This window comes from Pseudomonas sp. 1L-B-1-E-C1, from assembly GCF_057291835.1.
Genome location: NZ_JBXAWN010000001.1, coordinates 91896 through 111008 on the forward strand (window position 1 = coordinate 91896; position 19113 = coordinate 111008).

The 19113-nt window shown below is 63.3% G+C and carries 2 protein-coding genes (1 of these 2 cut by a window edge); both read left to right on the forward strand.

Going from position 1 to position 19113, the window contains the following annotated elements; translation table 11 throughout:
* A complete protein-coding gene (locus AC0Z4S_RS00380) occupies positions 1–13017 on the forward strand; it encodes an amino acid adenylation domain-containing protein (RefSeq protein ID WP_485621600.1) in 13017 nt (4338 codons plus the stop codon).
* Positions 13014–19113, forward strand: partial view of a non-ribosomal peptide synthase/polyketide synthase gene (locus tag AC0Z4S_RS00385; RefSeq protein WP_485621601.1) — the 5' portion only. 11744 nt of this gene lie beyond the right edge of the window; 6100 of the gene's 17844 nt are visible here — the first part of the coding sequence; the start codon lies at positions 13014–13016; its stop codon lies beyond the right edge, outside the window. Before AC0Z4S_RS00380 ends, AC0Z4S_RS00385 begins: the two co-directional genes overlap by 4 nt.

Sequence of the window (19113 nt, forward strand, 5' to 3'; positions counted from 1 at the left end):
ATGCATTTCAGCGAACTGATGGCTGTTATTTCCACCCATGCGATCCGCCTTCAACAGGAAGATGAAGACCTGGTCATTCTGGGCAGCGACGACGCGCTGGATGATGCGTTGTGGGACAGCCTCGCGGCGCACAAGGCGCAACTGCTGGAACTGGTTGCAGAACACGGCGGTGACTGGCTGAGCCCGGCCTTTCGCATCACCCCGGACATGCTGCCGCTGGTGACGCTGAATCAGGAGACGCTTGACCGCATCGTCGCCACCGTGCCGGGCGGCGCCGCCAATGTGCAAGACATTTATCCGCTGTCCGCGTTGCAGGAGGGCATGCTCTATCACCACCTCTCGGCTGCTGCTGGCGACCCCTACATTTCGCAGGCGCGCTTCGTGTTCGACGGCCTGCAACGGCTGGACGCGTTTGCCGACGCGCTGCGTTGGGTGGTCAAGCGTCACGACATTCTGCGCACCTCGTTTGTCTGGGAATACCTCGACGAGGCGGTGCAAGTGGTCTGGCGCGAGGCGCCGCTGGTGTGTGAGAAAATCAGCGTCGACGATGACCGCGACGTACTCACGCAATTGCTCGAACGCCATGACCCGCAGCACTTGCGCCTGAACATGCAGCAAGCGCCGCTGCTGCGCATGGTCTATGCGCAGGATCCTGCTCAGGAGCGCGTGGTCGCGCTGTTGCTGTTTCATCACATGATCATGGATCACGTTGCGCTGGATGTAATGCGCAGGGAAATCCAGGCGTTTCTGCTCGGGCAGACCGCGCAGGTGCCTGCGCCGGTGCCGTATCGCGATCACTTGGCGATGGCGCGCAGTGCCGGCAATCAGCAGGCGCAAGAAGCGTTTTTCCGCGAGATGCTCGCCGACATCGACGAGCCGACACTCCCGTGTGGTTTGCAGGATGTGCAGGGTGACGGCCACGCCATCGAGGAGTCTTCGTTGATGCTCGACAGCCGCTTGAGCCAGCAGTTGCGCGAGCAGGCGCGGCAGCTCGGCGTGAGCGTTGCGAGCCTGACGCATCTGGCGCTGGCGCGGGTGCTGGGGCAATTGTCCGGGCGCACGGCGGTGGTGTTTGGCACCGTGCTGCTGGGGCGGATGGACGCGGGCGAGGGTGGTGAGCAGGCGTTGGGCATGTTCATCAACACTTTGCCGCTGCGCGTTGATGTCGGCGAACAAAGTGTGCGTGCCGGCGTGCGGGCGACCCATCAGCACCTGACGGCGTTGCTGGCGCATGAGCAGGTTTCGCTGGCTTTGGCGCAACGCTGCAGCGCAGTGTCCGTGCCGACGCCGCTGTTCAGCGCGATCCTCAACTACCGGCACAGCAGTGTCGAAGAAGTCGCTGACGTGGTCGACATTGCCCCCGGTGTGCAGCTGCTCGGCGCCCGCGAGCGCACCAACTATCCGCTGACCATCAACATCGATGACCTCGGCGCAGATTTGCGCATCACCGCCCTGGCAGATGCAGCGCTGGGTGCCGAGCGCATGGCGGCTTACCTGAGCACTGCGCTGGAGAGCCTGGCTGCGGCGCTGCAATCCAGCGCCGATGTGGCGCTGCAAGAGCTGAACATCCTCCCCGCCAGCGAACTCGAACACCTGCTGCACGGCAGCAATCTGCCGCTGATGCAGTTTCCCGAAACCCCGCTGATCCACCAGCAATTCGAAGCCCATGCGCAGGCCCGACCTGACGCCACGGTGTTGATCTTCGCGGGGCAGACGCTCAGCTACGGCGAGCTCAATCGCCGCGCCAATCAGGTCGCCCATCATTTACTGGCTGTGAACATCCGCCCCGATGACCGTGTCGCCATCTGCGTTGAGCGCGGCCCGCAAATGATCATCGGCCTGCTCGGTGTACTCAAGGCCGGCGCCGGGTACGTGCCTATCGATCCGGCTTATCCGCTCGACAGAATCAGCTTCACCTTGCACGACAGCGCACCGGCGGCGGTGCTGATGCAGGCGACAACGCGCGATCGTGTGGCCGCTCTCGACGTGCCGCAGATTGACATCGACGGCGCTCACCTCGAGGCCGGACTCGACTGCAATCCGCAGATTCCCGAATTGACCCCGGCGCATCTGGCGTACGTGATCTACACCTCCGGTTCCACCGGTTTGCCCAAAGGCGTAATGGTCGAGCACCGCAACGTGACGCGGCTGTTTTCTGCTACCCATGACTGGTTCCAGTTCAATCAGCAGGACACCTGGGCGCTGTTCCATTCCTTTGCGTTCGATTTCTCGGTGTGGGAAATCTGGGGCGCGCTGGCGCTCGGAGGGCAATTGCTGCTGGTCCCGCAAGCTGTCAGCCGGTCGCCGGATGACTGCTATGCATTGCTCTGCCAAAGCGGCGTGACCGTGCTCAACCAGACGCCGAGCGCCTTCCGCCAATTGATCGCCGCGCAGGGCCGCAGTCAGCTTCAACACTCGTTGCGGGAAGTCATTTTCGGCGGTGAAGCCCTGGAGCCGAGCCTGCTCAAACCGTGGTACGCACGGGTCGGCAATGCCGGTACACGGCTGGTGAACATGTACGGCATCACCGAAACCACCGTGCACGTGACCTATCGACCGCTGCAAGCCGCCGACGCGCAATTGCTCGGCGTCAGCCCGATTGGCGTGCGTATTCCCGACCTGCAACTGTATGTCCTCGATGCGCAGCGCCAGCCGGTCCCCGTCGGCGTGATCGGTGAGCTGTACGTCGGCGGCGCGGGGGTGGCGCGCGGTTATCTGAATCGCGAAGCACTGACGGCCGAGCGTTTTATCAATGATCCGTTCAGCGAAAACGCCGAGGCGCGTTTGTATAAAACCGGTGACCTTGCGCGCTGGGCCGCCGACGGCAGCCTCGAATACCTGGGCCGTAACGACGATCAAGTGAAGATTCGCGGTTTCCGCATCGAACTGGGCGAAATCGAAGCGCGCCTTTGCGCTTGCGCAGGGGTGCGCGAAGCCGTGGTCATCGCCCGCGAAGACAGCCCCGGTGATCAGCGTCTGGTTGCCTACTGGATGGCCGACGCAGGCGCCGCGCCGGACGTGGCGCAGTTGCGTGATCATTTGCTGGCGGTGCTGGCTGACTACATGGTGCCGAGCGCCTTCGTGCGTCTGGACGCTTTTCCGCTGACCACCAATGGCAAGCTCGACCGCAAAGCCTTGCCGCAACCGGACAGCGAGGCCTTCGCCCATCGTGGCTTCGCAGCACCGGTCGGTGTCGTGGAAAAGCTGATTGCCGAACTCTGGCAGACCTTGCTCGGTGTCGAGCAAGTCGGTCGCCATGACAATTTCTTCGAACTCGGTGGCCATTCGCTGCTTGCGGTAAAACTGATCGAACGCATGCGCCAACAGGATCTGCATTGTGATGTGCGCGTGCTGTTCGGTCAGCCAAGCGTGGCCGCGCTGGCGGCGACCTTGAGCAGCGAACGCGTGATCGTCGTGCCGGACAATCTGATCGCGGCGGATTGCTCGCGCATTACCCCGGCCATGCTGCCGCTGGCCCATCTCGATCAGGCCGCGATCGACCGCGTGGTTGCCAGCGTGCCGGGCGGCATTGCCAATGTGCAGGACATCTACGGGCTTGCCCCGTTGCAGGCGGGGATTCTCTATCACCACTTGGCAACCAGCGCCGGCGATCCCTATGTGTTGCAGGCGCAATTCGCCTTCGACGGCCTGGCGCGGATCAAAGACTTCGTTCGTGCCTTGAATGGCGTGATCAAACGCCATGACATTCTGCGCACCGGCATTGTCTGGGAAGGGCTTGAAGAGGCGGTGCAAGTGGTCTGGCGTGAGGCACCACTGGCGCTGGAACGCGTCGATGCCGATGAACTCGTCGGCGATGTACTGCAACAGATGCAAGCGCGTTTCGATCCGCGCCACTATCATCTGGACCTCAATCGCGCGCCGCTGATGCGCTTTGTCTACACCGAAGATCAGCCGCACAACCGCTGGATCGGCATTCTCCTGCTGCACCATATCGTCCTTGATCACACCGCGCTGGATGTGCTGGTCGCGGAAATGAACGACGTCATGCGCGGGGTCAGCAGTGATCTGCCGCCGCCGGTGCAGTACCGTAATTTCGTCGCGCAGGCGCGGCTCGGTTCCGATGATCAGGCTCATGAACTCTTCTTTCGCGAGATGCTTGCTGACATTGACGAACCCACCGTGGCCTTCGGTTTGCAGGACGTGCACGGCGACGGCAGCGCGATCCTCGACAGTCATTCCGAGCTGGACGCCAGCCTTGGTCAGCGTCTGCGCGAGCAGGCGCGGCGCCTGGGTGTCAGCGTGGCCAGTCTGGTGCATCAGGCCTGGGCGCAGGTGTTGGCGCAGGTTTCCGGCCAGCAAGAGGTGGTGTTCGGCACAGTGTTACTCGGACGGATGCAAGGTGGGGAGGGCGCTGATCGGGCGTTGGGCATGTTCATCAACACCTTGCCGCTGCGCGTCAGCGTCGGGGCGGATTCGGTAGAGAGCGGCGTGCGTGCGACCCATGCACGTCTGGCGCAGTTGCTCGGCCATGAGCAAGCCTCGCTGGCACTGGCCCAGCGTTGCAGTGGTGTTGCCGGTTCGCAGGCGCTGTTCAGCACCTTGCTCAACTACCGCCACAGTGCGCCGGAATCGGCCGCGGTAACGTGGGACGGCGTGCAGATTCTCAGCTCGCGCGAGCGCAGTAACTATCCGTTGGTGGTCAGCGTCGACGACCTTGGCGAAGGTTTCCGTCTGAGCGTGCAAGCCGTGCCGCAGGTGGATGGCACGCGGGTCTGTGATTTCTTGCAAACCGCGTTGCACAGTCTGGTCACGGCGCTGGAGTACACGCCGACGGCGCCGTTGCAGCAACTGACGATCGTGTCGCCGGGCGAGCGCCAACGGGTGCTGGTCGGCTTCAATATCAGCGGTCGTGAATACCCGCCCGCGCAAACAGTGCCGCGCCTGTTTGAAGCGCAAGTCCTGGCGCATCCCGAGGCGCTAGCGGTGGTGCAGGGCGAGCAACAGCTCAGCTACCGTGAACTGAATCAGCGCGCCAATCGCCTCGCCCATCACTTGATCGGCCTCGGCGTGCAAGTCGACGACCGTGTCGCGCTGTGCCTGCGTCGCGGCCCTTACATGCTCGTTGCGCTGTTGGCGATTCTCAAGGCCGGCGCGGGTTATGTACCGATCGATGCGGATTATCCGCCAGAACGCATTGCCTACCTGTTGCAGGACAGTGACCCGGTCGCGGTGCTGGCGCAGGCGTCGACGCGCGACTTGCTCGGCTTTGCGCCGGTGATTGATCTGGACGCCAGCGACTGGCGGCACTTGCCCGACGACAACCCGCAACGGTCGGGCCTGACCCCGGCGAATCTGGCCTACGTGATCTACACCTCGGGTTCCACCGGGCAACCGAAAGGCGTGATGGTCGAGCACCGCACTCTGGAAAACCTCGTGCACTGGCACGCCGAAGCTTTCGATCTGCACGCCGGCAGCCACACCGCCAGCATCGCCGGTTGCGGTTTCGATGCCATGGCCTGGGAAGTCTGGCCGGCGTTGTGCGTCGGCGCGACCGTGCATCTGCCACCGCCCTCGATCAAAAATGAACACCTCGACGAACTGCTCGAGTGGTGGCGTGCGCAGCCGTTGCAGGTGAGTTTTCTGCCGACCCCGGTGGCCGAATATGCCTTCAGTCGTGAACTGGGCCATCCGACCCTGCGCACGCTGCTGATCGGTGGCGACAAGTTGCGCCAGTTCCCACGGGAGCAGACGTTCGCCGTGATCAACAACTACGGCCCGACCGAAGCTACGGTGGTGGCGACGTCCGGGCGCATCCAACCCGGGCGGGTTTTGCACATTGGCCGGCCGATCGCCAATGCGCGGATCTATCTGCTGGACCGCCAGCAACAGCCGGTGCCGACGGGGGTGCAGGGCGAGTTGTATGTCGGTGGCGCCGGGGTTGCACGCGGCTATCTGAATCGACCGGAACTGACCGCTGTGCAGTTCCTCGACGACCCGTTCAGCGACGAACCGCACGCGCGGATGTACCGCACCGGTGACCTGGCGCGCTGGCTGGACGATGGCAATATCGAATACCTGGGGCGCAACGACGATCAGGTGAAACTGCGCGGTGTGCGTATAGAACTCGGGGAAATCGAATCGGCGCTAAGCGCACATGATGCGGTCCGTGAATGCGTGGTGCTGGTGCGCGACGGGCGTCTGGTTGCGTGGTTCACTGACATCGAGCAGGTCGAGATCGGCAACTTGCACCGCCATCTGCAAGCGCGACTGCCGGACACTTTGGTGCCGGCCGCCTATGTGCGACTGGCCAGCCTGCCGCTCACGGCTCACGGCAAACTCGACCGCAAGGCCTTGCCCGAGCCGGATCAGGACGCGTGGCTCAGCCGTGAATATGAGGCGCCGCAAGGCCCGGTTGAAGTAGCGCTGGCGCAGATCTGGGCCGACGTACTGAACATCGAACAGATCGGTCGTCACGACAACTTCTTCGAACTCGGCGGCCATTCGCTGTTGGCGGTGAGCCTGATCGAACGCATGCGTCAGGCCGGCCTGAGCGCCGATGTACGCGTGCTGTTCAACCAGCCGAGCCTCGCCGCGCTGGCGCGGGCCTTGGGCAGTGGTCGGGAAATCGCAGTGCCGGCCAATCTGATTGCGGCCGATTGCACGCACATCACCCCGGACATGCTGACCCTGGCCACGCTGGATCAGGCCAGCATCGATCATATCGTCGCCACGGTGCCGGGCGGCGCCGCCAATGTGCAGGACATCTACCCGCTGGCACCGTTGCAGGAAGGCATTCTTTATCACCACCTCAGTGCTGAGCAGGGCGATCCGTATCTGCTGCAATCACGTCTGGCCTTCGACAGCCTCGAACGTTTACAAACCTTCGCCACGCATTTGCAGCAGGTCATCGCGCGTCACGACATTCTGCGCACCAGCGTAGTCTGGGAAGGCTTGTCCAACCCACAGCAAGTGGTCTGGCGTGAGGCGCAGATGGTCGTGCAACAGGTGCCACTGGAGGCGCAGGATGGCGACATTCTCCAACAGTTGCACGCGCGTTTCGATGCCCGGCATTACCGCCTCGACCTGACGCAGGCACCGCTGATCCGCATGGTCTACGCCGAGGATCCGGCGCAGCAGCAAGTCGTCGCCATCGTGTTGTTCCATCACTCGATTCTCGACCACACCGCCATGGAAGTGATTGGTCGGGAAATGCACGCGCTGATGTTTGATCAGCTCGACACGCTGACTCCCCCGATGCCGTACCGCAACTACGTGGCGCAGGCGCGCCTGGGCGCCGATGCGCAGGAACATGAGGCGTTCTTCCGCGAGATGCTTGGCGATATCGACGAGCCGACCTTGCCTTTCGGTCTGCAGGATGTTCAGGGCGATGGGCGTGGCATCGAAGAAGCGCTGCAAGCGGTCGATGCCACGCTCAATTTGCGCCTGCGCGAACAGGCGCGGCAGTTGGGTGTCAGCCCGGCGAGCCTGATGCACATGGCCTGGGCGCAGGTGCTGGGCATGGTCTCCGGACGCTGTGATGTGGTGTTCGGCACCGTGCTGATGGGACGGATGCAGGGCGGCGAGGGCGCCGACCGCACGCTCGGGGTGTTCATCAATACCTTGCCGCTGCGGGTTGATCTCGCACAAGGCGTGCGCGCCGGAGTGAAAGCCACCCATGCGCGGCTGACGGCGCTGCTTGGCCATGAACACGCGTCACTGGCGCTGGCCCAGCGTTGCAGTGGCATGGTCGGTTCCGCGCCGCTGTTCAGTGCCTTGCTCAACTACCGGCACAGCGCCGCCGCACAACAGCCGCGCGATGGTCAAGGAATTTGGCAGGGCGTGCGCATGCTTGGCGGTGAGGAGCGCAGCAATTATCCGCTGACCCTGTCGGTGGATGATCTGGGCGAAGGCTTTGCCCTCGACGTGCTGGCGGTCGCCGAGATCGGTGCGCAACGGATATGCAGTTACATGCACACCGCACTCGAACATCTGGTGACCGCACTGGAAGAAGCACCGCAACGTCTGCTCAACCGGTTGCCGGTGCTTTCGGTGGCGGAATACGAAGACTTGCTGGTCGGCTTCAACCAGCATGACGCGGCCTATCCGCGTGGCGCGACGATTCAGCGCTTGGTCGAGGTTCAGGCCGAGCAGCAGCCGCATGCACCGGCCGTGGTGCAGGGCGCGCAGCAGCTGACTTACGCTCAGCTCAATCAGCGTGCCAATCGCCTGGCCCATCACTTGCTCGGCCTCGGCGTGCAGCCCGATGACCGCATCGCCGTGTGTCTGCGCCGTGGCCCGGACATGCTCGTCGCGTTGCTGGCGATCCTCAAGACCGGCGCCGGTTATGTGCCGGTCGACCCGGCGTATCCGGCGGAACGCATCGCTTATCTGTTGCAGGACAGCGTGCCGATGGCGGTACTGGCGCAGGCTGCGACGGCTGATTTGCTGGGCGCAGTGCCGTTGATTGATCTGGACCATCCCACTTGGCAGCAGTTGTCCGACAGCAATCCGCAACTGTCGACGCTGACCCCGGCTCATCTGGCCTACGTGATCTACACCTCCGGCTCCACCGGCCAGCCGAAAGGCGTGATGGTCGAACACGCAACGCTGGAAAACCTTGTGCACTGGCACTGCGAAGCTTTCGACCTACGCGCCGGCAGCCAAACCTCAAGCGTCGCCGGCTGCGGTTTCGATGCCATGGCGTGGGAGGTCTGGCCAGCACTGTGCGTCGGCGCGACCCTGCATCTGCCACCGCAATCGGTGAGCAACGAGCACCTGGACGAGTTGCTCGCGTGGTGGCGCGCGCAGCCATTGCAGGTGAGTTTCCTGCCGACGCCCGTCGCCGAATACGCGTTCAGTCGCGACCTCGGCCACCCGACCTTGCGCACGCTGTTGATCGGTGGCGACAAACTGCGCCAGTTCCCCCGCGAGCAGACCTTCGCGGTGATCAATAACTACGGCCCGACCGAAGCCACGGTGGTCGCCACCTCCGGCGCGGTCGAGGCCGGACAGGTGCTGCACATCGGCCGGCCGATGGCCAATGCGAAGATTTACCTGCTCGACGATCAGCAGCGCCCGGTACCGGTCGGCGTCGCCGGCGAGTTGTATGTCGGCGGTGCCGGTGTGGCGCGCGGGTATCTGCATCGCCCCGAGCTGACTGCCGAACGCTTCCTCGACGACCCGTTCAGTGACGAACCGCAGGCGCGCATGTACCGCACCGGTGACCTCGCACGCTGGCTCGCCGACGGCACAATCGAATACCTGGGGCGCAACGATGATCAGGTCAAACTGCGCGGCGTGCGCATCGAACTGGGCGAAATCGAAGCGGCATTGTGTGGTCACGAATCCGTGCAGGATTGCGTGGTGCTGGTGCGCGACGGGCAGTTGCTGGCGTGGTTTACCGAACGCCTGAACGTCGAGATCGATGATTTGCGCAGTCATCTGCAAGCGCAGTTGCCGCAAGCCCTGGTGCCCGTCGCTTACGTACGTCTGCCAGCACTGCCGCTGACCGCTAACGGCAAACTCGACCGCAAGGCGTTGCCGGAGCCGGATCAAACGGCGTGGCTGAGCCGCGAATACGCCGCGCCGCAAGGTTCGGTGGAAATTGCGCTGGCGCAGATCTGGTCGGACGTTTTGAACGTTGGACAGGTCGGCCGCCACGACAACTTCTTCGAATTGGGCGGGCATTCATTGCTGGCAGTGACGCTGATCGAACGCATGCGTCAGGTCGATCTGAGCACCGATGTGCGTGTGCTCTTCAGCCAGCCGACTCTGGCCGCACTAGCTGCAGCGGTGGGCAGTGGCCGCGAGGTCGCAGTGCCGGACAATCTGATTGCGGCCGATTGCACGCACATCAACGCGGACATGCTGACGCTGGTGCAACTGGATCAGGCCAGCATCGAGCGCATCGTTGCCACGGTGCCGGGCGGCGCGGCCAACGTGCAGGATATTTATCCGCTGGCGCCGTTGCAGGAAGGGATTCTGTATCACCATCTCAGCGCGGCGCAGGGCGATCCGTACCTGCTGCAATCGTGTCTGGCATTCGACAGCGTCGAGCGTTTTCAGGCGTTTGCCGCGGCGCTGCGTCAAGTCATGAGCCGCCACGACATTCTGCGCACTTCGATTGTCTGGCAAGGGCTCGTAGCGCCGGTACAAGTGGTCTGGCGTCATGCCGAACTGCCGGTGCAGGCCGTGGCGCTGGAGCCCACGCAGGGTGAAGCCATCGAGCAGTTGCGCGCGCGCTTCGATGCGCGGAACTGGCGTCTGGAGCTGGATCAGGCACCACTCCTGCGTTTGGTGTATGCCCTCGATCGGGACCATCAGCGCGTGGTTGCCATGCTGTTGTTCCACCACATCGCCATGGACCACACCGCGCTGGCGGTGGTCAGCGCAGAAATGCAGGCGATTTTGCAGGGTGATGAGCGGCGGCCGGTGGCCGCTGTGCCGTACCGCAACTATGTAGCGCAGACCCGATTTGGCGTCAGCGAACAAGAGCACGAAGTGTTCTTCCGCGAGATGCTCGGCGACATCGACGAACCGACACTGCCGTTCGGTTTGCAGGATGTGCACGGCGACGGCAATGACATCGAGGAAGTCCGCCGGGCGCTGCCTGCTGCGGTGGCGCAGCGTTTGCGCAGTCAGGCGCGGTTGCTCGGTGTCAGCGTCGCCAGCCTGTTCCATCTCGCCTGGGCACGGGTGCTGGCGGCAACGTCCGGCCAGGAGCGCGTGGTCTTTGGCACCGTGTTACTCGGGCGCATGCAGGGCGGCGCAGGCGCGGATCGCGGGCTGGGCATGTTCATCAACACCTTGCCATTGCGTGTGGATGTTGACGAAAGCAACGTGCGCGCCGGGGTCAAGGCAACCCATGCGCGACTCAGTGCGCTGTTGGCCCACGAACATGCGTCGCTGGCATTGGCCCAGCGTTGCAGCGGTGTGGCGGCGCCGTCGCCACTGTTCAGCGCAATGCTCAATTACCGCCATAGCGACAGCGAAGCTCAGCAAAATACCAAGCGTGAGGCTTGGCAGGGCATCGAATCCCTGACCGGTGAGGAGCGCACCAATTACCCGTTGACTCTTAACGTCGACGATTTCGGCAGCGGCTTCCAACTGACGGTGATGACCCCGTCGCGCATCGGCGCAGCACGCATCAGCCGGTTCATGCAGAACGCGCTGGTTGCGCTGGCTGAGGCGTTGGAGCAGACACCACAGCAACCGTTGAACCGTTTGACGGTGTTGCCGGACGAGGAGCGGCAGGCGTTGTTGTTCGGCCTCAACGCCACCGACGTCGATTACGATTTGCAGCAGACACTGCACGGTTTATTCGAAGCGCAAGTGCAGCGTACGCCACAGGCTGTGGCCGTCGTCGCCGGCGAACAGGCATTGAGCTACACGCAACTGAACGAGCGCGCCAACCGCCTGGCCGGGCACCTGATCGACCTCGGTGTGCAGGTGGATTCGCGGGTCGCGATCTGCGTCGAACGCAGTCTGGAAATGGTCATCGGCCTGCTGGCGATCAACAAGGCCGGCGCCGCGTATGTGCCGCTGGACCCGACCTATCCGCCGGAGCGCCTGGCCTACATGCTTGAGGACAGCGCGCCAGCCGTGGTGCTGGTACACGCTGCTACCAGCGGGTTGCTGGGGGATGTCACGGCGGCAGTGGTCGATCTTGACCGGAACAGCTGGCAATCACTGTCCGCCGACAATCCGCAAATCCCGGCGCTGACGCCCCGGCACAGCGCTTACGTGATCTACACCTCGGGCTCGACCGGCCAGCCCAAAGGTGTGGTCAACGAACATGCCGGGGTGGTCAATCGTCTGCTGTGGATGCAGGACGCCTATCAGCTGACCGCGGCCGATTCGGTGTTGCAGAAAACCCCGTTCAGCTTCGACGTGTCGGTGTGGGAGTTCTTCTGGCCACTGATGACCGGCGCGCGACTGGTCATGGCGCAGCCTGGCGGACACAAGGATCCGCAGTATCTGAGCGAAGTCATCGAGCGTGAGAACATCACCACGCTGCACTTTGTGCCGTCGATGCTCGACGTGTTCCTCGCTAACAGCGATACCACACGCTGCGATGGCGTGCGTCAGGTGATGTGCAGCGGAGAAGCGTTGCCGGGCAGTCTGGTGCGGCGCTTCAAACTGCAACTGCCGGGCAGCGCTTTGTACAACCTGTACGGCCCGACCGAAGCGGCCGTCGACGTCACGGCGTGGGATTGCGCCGGCTCCATCGAGCAGACCCCGGACAACACGCCGATCGGCAAACCGATCGCCAACACCCGCCTGTACATCCTTGATGCGCAACAGCAACCGGTGCCGCAAGGCGTGATCGGCGAGCTGTACATCGCTGGCGTGCAGGTGGCGCGCGGGTATCTGAACCGACCGCAACTGACGGCCGAACGCTTCCTCGAGGATCCGTTTCATCCGCATGGGCGCATGTACCGCACTGGCGACGTCGCACGGTATCGGCCGGACGGCAATATCGAATACCTGGGGCGTAACGATGATCAGGTGAAGATCCGCGGTCTGCGTATTGAACTGGGCGAAATCCAGGCACGCCTGACCCAGGTCCACGGCGTGCAAGAGGCGGTGGTGCTGGCCCGCGAAGACGTGCCGGGCGACAAACGTCTGGTCGCGTACTACACCGGCGAACGCCTGGAAATCGACCTGCTGCGCAGTCATTTGCTCAAGCCCTTGCCGGACTACATGGTGCCCGCCGTGTTCGTGCATCTCGACGCTTTGCCGCTGAGCCCCAACGGCAAGCTCGACCGCAAGGCGCTGCCGGCGCCGGATCAGCAATCGCTGAAAACCCGCGAATACGAAGCCCCGGTCGGTGAAGTCGAAATCACCCTCGCACGGCTATGGGCCGAGCTGCTCAACGTCGAACGAGTAGGGCGTCACGATCATTTCTTTGAACTGGGTGGTCACTCATTACTGGCGGTCAGTCTGATCGGCCGGTTACGTCAGGAAGGCATGGAAGCCGATGTCAGGGCGTTGTTCGAACAACCGACCCTGGCCGGCTACGCCGCAATTACCGAAAGAATGGAGATCGTCCTGTGAATGTGCTCGAACTATTGGCAACCCTGAAGGCAAAAGACATTCAGTTGGCGGTGACCGATGAGCAATTGCGCGTCAACGGCAACAAACAGGCGTTGAGCGATCCGGCAATGCTGGCCGCGCTGCGTAAACACAAACCGGCACTGATCGAACTGATCAAGGCCGGGCAATACTCGGCCACTCGCGTCGGCCAGATCGACGTGCCGGCCAACGGCATTCTTCCCGGCAGCACGCACATCACGCCAGCGATGGTGACCCTGGCTGAAGTGGATCAGCCGACACTCGACCGCTTGATCGCCGACGTACCGGGCGGCGCCGCCAATGTGCAGGACATCTATCCACTGGCGCCGTTGCAAGAAGGCATTCTCTATCACCACGCGAGCAACGAGCAGGGCGATCCCTACGTCATGCAATCGTACTTCGCGTTCAGCAGCCGTGAACGTCTGCAGGACTTCGCTCAAGCGTTGCAAAAGGTCATCGATCGCCACGACATCCTGCGCACGGCGGTGCATTGGGAGGGGCTGGACGTGCCGCTGCAAGTAGTCTGGCGTCAGGCACAGTTGCCGATGGAAGAGGTTGTGCTGGCAGACGGCGAAAGCGCTGCGCTGCAGCAATTGCACGATCGCTTCGATGCGCGGCATTTCCGACTCGACGTCCGGTGTGCGCCGATGATGCGTCTGGCCTACGCGTGGGACGAGGACGGTCAGCGCGTGGTCGCGACGTTGTTGTTCCATCACATGGCCCTGGACCACTCGGCGCTCGACGTGGTGCGTCACGAACTGCTCGCCTGCCTCACCGGACAGGATCAATCGCTTGGCCGGCCGGTGCCGTTTCGCAATTACGTGGCGCAAGCGCGGCTGGGCATCAGCGAAGCAGAACACGAGACGTTTTTCCGCGAGATGCTCGCGGACATTGCCGAGCCGACGCTGCCGTACGGTTTGCAGGATGTGCAGGGCGACGGCCGCGGTATCACCGAGCTGAGCCTGCCGATCAATGCGTTGCTCGGCCAGCGTTTGCGGGTGCAGGCGCGGCAACTCGGCGTGAGCGCCGCGAGCCTGTTTCACCTGGGCTGGGCGCAGGTGCTCGCGGCGCTCACCAGCAAGCCAAACGTGGTGTTTGGTACGGTGCTGATGGGCCGCATGCAAGGCGCCGAAGCTACTGAACGGGCGCTGGGGATTTTCATCAACACCTTGCCGCTACGGGTCGATGTCGATGCGCAGGGCGTACGTGCGGCGGTGGAGGCGACGCACACACGCCTGACTACTTTGATGCGCCACGAACACGCGCCGCTGGCATTGGCCCAGCGTTGCAGCGGCGTGGTCGCACCGACGCCGCTGTTCAGTGCCTTGCTCAATTACCGGCACAGCCATACGGCGGCGACGGCGAGTGCCGAGACCCTGGCTGCGTGGGAAGGGATCAGTACGCTCAGCTCCGAGGAGCGCACCAACTATCCGCTGACCTTGAGTGTCGATGATTTCGGCGATGCGTTCAGCCTGACCTTGCTGGCCACCACCGAGGTCGATCCACAGCGTATCTGCGATTACCTGCACTGCGCCCTGGAAAGTCTGGTGCTGGCGCTGGAGCAGGCGCCGGACACCGCGCTCAACCAATTGCCGATTCTTCCGGCGGCGGAGCGCGAACAGGTACTGCTGGCGTTCAATGCTACCCACGCTGATTACTCGACAACGTTGACCATTGCCCAACGTTTCGAAGCGCAAGTGGCGCAGCGACCAGAAGCGCTGGCAGCACAGTTCCTGGGTGAGCAATTGAGTTATGCCGAACTCAACCGGCATGCCAATGCGCTGGCCCATCATTTGCTCGCGCTTGGGGTGAAGCCCGACGATCGCGTCGCCATCGTCGCCCGGCGTGGCCTCGATACGCTGGTCGGACTGGTGGCGATTCTCAAGGCCGGCGCCGGTTATGTACCGGTCGACCCGGCGCACCCGGCCGAGCGTTTGCACTACTTGCTCAGCGACAGCGCCCCCGTTGCCGTGCTGACCCAAAACAATCTGCGTGGGCGCTTGCCGGCGCTGGCGGTGCCGGTAATCGATCTTGACCCGCGCACCTGGCCGCTGAGCGAAACCCTCGATCCGCAGGTGCCGGGGCTGACCCCCGCACATCTGGCCTACGTGATCTACACCTCCGGTTCCACCGGCCTGCCCAAAGGGGTGATGGTCGAACACCGCACCTTGTCGAATCTGGTCGACTGGCATTGCACCGCATTTGATCTGTGCGCCGGTCGCCACACCTCAAGCCTTGCCGGCTTCGGTTTCGACGCCATGGCCTGGGAAGTCTGGCCGGCGTTGTGCGCCGGAGCGACCCTGCATCTGGCGCCGACTCAGGAGGGTGCCGAGGATATCGATGCACTGCTCGACTGGTGGCGCGCGCAGCCACTGGACGTGAGTTTTCTGCCGACACCCGTGGCCGAATACGCCTTCAGCCAGAACCTCGAACACCCGACATTGCGTACGCTGCTGATCGGTGGCGACCGTTTGCGCCAGTTCAGCCGCAACCAGCAATTCGATGTGATCAACAACTACGGCCCGACCGAAGCCACCGTGGTCGCGACCTCAGGGCGAATCGAGGCAGGCGACGCCTTGCACATCGGCAAACCGGTGGCCAACGCCACGGTGTACCTGCTGGATGAACAGCGGCGACCGGTGCCGATTGGCGTCATGGGCGAGTTGTACGTTGGCGGTGGCGGGGTAGCGCGCGGTTATTTGAACCGTGCCGACCTGAGTGCCGAGCGCTTCCTTCACGATCCGTTCAGCCCCGTGCCGAATGCGCGCATGTATCGCACCGGCGACCTCGCCCGATGGCGCACCGACGGCACGATCGAGTACCTGGGGCGCAACGACGATCAAGTGAAAATCCGTGGCTTGCGTATCGAACTTGGCGAGATCGAAACTCGCCTCAACCAGTTGCCCGGCATTCAGGAAGCGGTGCTGCTGGCGCGCGAAGATGAACCCGGTCAGCCGCGCCTGGTGGCCTATTTCACCGAGCAGAGTCAGGTTGAACCGCTCGCGGTGGCCGAGTTGCGCGCGCACCTGTTGAGCCAGTTGCCGGAGTACATGGTGCCGGTGGCGTTCGTCAAACTCGACGCACTGCCGTTGACCGCCAATGGCAAGGTCGACCGCAAGGCCTTGCCGAAGCCTGAGCGTGCGGCGCTGTTCACCCGCGAATACGAGGCTCCGCACAACGAACTGGAAAGCGCCCTGGCGCAGATCTGGGCGCAGGTGCTGCAAGTCGAGCGAGTCGGGCGCCAGGACCATTTCTTTGAACTCGGCGGCCATTCGCTGTTGGCCATGCGCATGGTGTCCCAGGTTCGCCAGCGCCTTGGCGTGGAGCTGGCTCTGGGCGATCTGTTTGCCAACGCCGAACTGTCAGCGGTCGCCGAGGCGTTGGCGCAGACCGGGCGCAGCACGCAACCGGAGATTGTTGCGGTGGCACGTGACGGCGCCTTGCCGCTGTCGTTCGCTCAGCAGCGCTTGTGGTTTCTCGCACAAATGGAAGGCGCTAACACGGCGTACAACATTCCCATCGGCCTGCGTCTGCGTGGCCGCCTCAATGAACAAGCCCTGCAACAGGCATTGGCGCGCATCGTCGCACGGCATGAAACCCTGCGCAGCCGATTCGCCCAGTTCAATGACCAGGCGCAAGTGCTGATAGCGCCGGTCGACAGCGGTCTTCTGCTGCGCGTCGAAGATCTGTGCCAACACCCGCAACCGGACGAAACCTTGCAGGCGCTGATTCAGGGTGAAGCCTCGGGGCCGTTCGATTTGCAGGACGATGCGCTGATTCGCGGACGCCTGGTGCGTCTGGCCGACGATCACCATGTGCTGTTGCTGACCTTGCACCACATCATCTCCGACGGCTGGTCGATGGGCGTTTTGACCCGCGAACTGATGGCGTTGTATCAGGCGTTCAGCCATGGCCAGCCGGATCCGTTGCCACCGCTGGCGCTGCAATACACCGATTACGCGGTGTGGCAGCGGCGCTGGCTCAGTGGCGAGGTGTTGCAGCGCCAAAGTGAATACTGGCAACAGACCCTTGCCGGCGCTCCGGCACTGTTGACGCTGCCGACCGACCGCGTGCGCCCGGCACAGCAGGATTACGCCGGCAGCACCGTCGACGTGGTGCTCGACGAACGCCTGAGTGCCGGACTCAAGGCCTTGGCCCGCCGTCATGGCGTGACGATGTACATGCTCATGCTCAGCGCCTGGGCGAGCCTGTTGAGTCGTTTGTCGGGGCAAGCCGAAGTGGTCATCGGTTCGCCGGTGGCCAACCGTACCCGCGCCGAGATCGAAGACTTGATCGGCATGTTCGTCAACACGCTGGCGCTGCGTATCGATACTTCGGGTGAGTTGAGCAGTGAAGCGCTGCTGGCGCGGGTCAAGGCGCGGACGCTGGAAGCGCAGGCGCATCAGGATCTGCCGTTCGAACAAGTGGTTGAAATCACCAAACCTGCGCGCAGCATGGCGCACAGTCCGTTGTTCCAGGTGATGTTCAGTTGGGACAGCGGCCATGGCGCGAGCCTGAGTCTGGGCGACTTGACCCTTGAAAGCGTGGCTGAGCCGAGCCACTTTGCCAAATTCGATCTGTCGCTGACGCTGGCAGACGCGCCGGGCGGAGTTCGCGGTGTACTGGAGTACGCCGTTGCCCTGTTCGACGAATTGACTATCAAGCGTTACGTCGGCTACTTCCAGCGTCTGTTGCAGGCGATGGTCAGTAATGATCAAGCGGTTCTTGAACACGTGGCGTTGTTGGCGGACGACGAGCGTCAGCACCTGCTGGTCGATCTGAATGCCACCGCCGTCACCCACGATCTCGAACAGACCGTTCATGGCCGCTTCGAGGCACAGGTGCTGCGCACGCCAGACGCTGAGGCCTTGGTCGCCGGTGAACTGCGTTTGAGTTACGCCGAATTGAACCGCCGCGCCAACCAGCTCGCCCATTACCTGCGCCAGTGCGGTGTGGATCGCGATTCGCGGGTGGCGATCTGCGTCGAGCGCGGCGCTGAGCTGCTGGTCGGTCTGCTGGCGATTCTCAAGGCTGGCGGTGCTTACGTGCCGCTGGATCCGGGGTATCCCGCCGAGCGTCTGGCTTACATGCTCGAGGACAGCGCGCCCGTGGCGGTGCTGGTGCATGCGCCGACGCGCGCGCTGATCGGCGAGTGGGCGGGCGTGCGGGTCGATTTGGACCATTGCAGCTGGCAAAACCTTGCGCAAAACAATCCGCAGGTACCGGGCCTGAACGCCGCGAACCTGGCTTATGTGATTTACACCTCCGGTTCCACCGGCACCCCAAAAGGCGTGATGGTCGAGCACCGCAACCTGGGCAATTTGCTGCACTGGAGCACCAGCCTGTGTCCGCTGGCGACCGGCGCTGCGCTGTTGCAGAAAACCCCGTTGAGTTTCGATGCTTCCGTATGGGAGCTGTTCTGGCCGTTGACCTGCGGCATGCGCCTGATCCTCGCGGGCCCGGACGGTCATCGCAATCCGGCGGCGCTGGTGCAGCTGATTCGTGAGCAACAGGTCAATGTCATCCAGTTCGTACCGGCGCTGTTGCAGCAATTTCTTGAAGTGGAAGAAGTCGTTGAGTGCAGCAGCCTGAGCGATGTGTTTTGTGGTGGCGGTGAGCTGACCGGCGCGTTGGTGCGCAGCGTCCGCGAGCGTCTGCCGCAGGTGCGCCTGCACAACGTTTATGGCCCGACCGAAGCCACTGTCGACAGCACCGTGTGGACGCTGGAACCGCATTCGCCGGTACCGCATGGCGCGCCGCCGATTGGCAAACCGCTGTGCAACACTCGCGTGTACATCCTTGATGCTCACCAGCAACCGACGCCGCTGGGGGTGGCAGGCGAGATGTATCTGGGTGGCGTGCAGGTGGCGCGGGGGTATCTGAATCGGCCGCAGCTGACGGCCGAACGCTTCCTTGACGATCCGTTCAGCGATCAGGCTGGCGCGCGTTTATATCGCACCGGTGACGTCGCACGGTATCTGGCTGATGGCAACATCGAGTATCTGGGGCGCAACGACGATCAAGTCAAAATTCGTGGTTTGCGCATCGAGTTGGGCGAGATTCAGGCACATCTGACGC

Excerpts from the sequence above, each read along its gene's own strand:
- AC0Z4S_RS00380 (WP_485621600.1), top strand. The coding sequence starts at position 1 with ATGCATTTCAGCGAACTGATGGCTGTTATTTCCACCCATGCGATCCGC.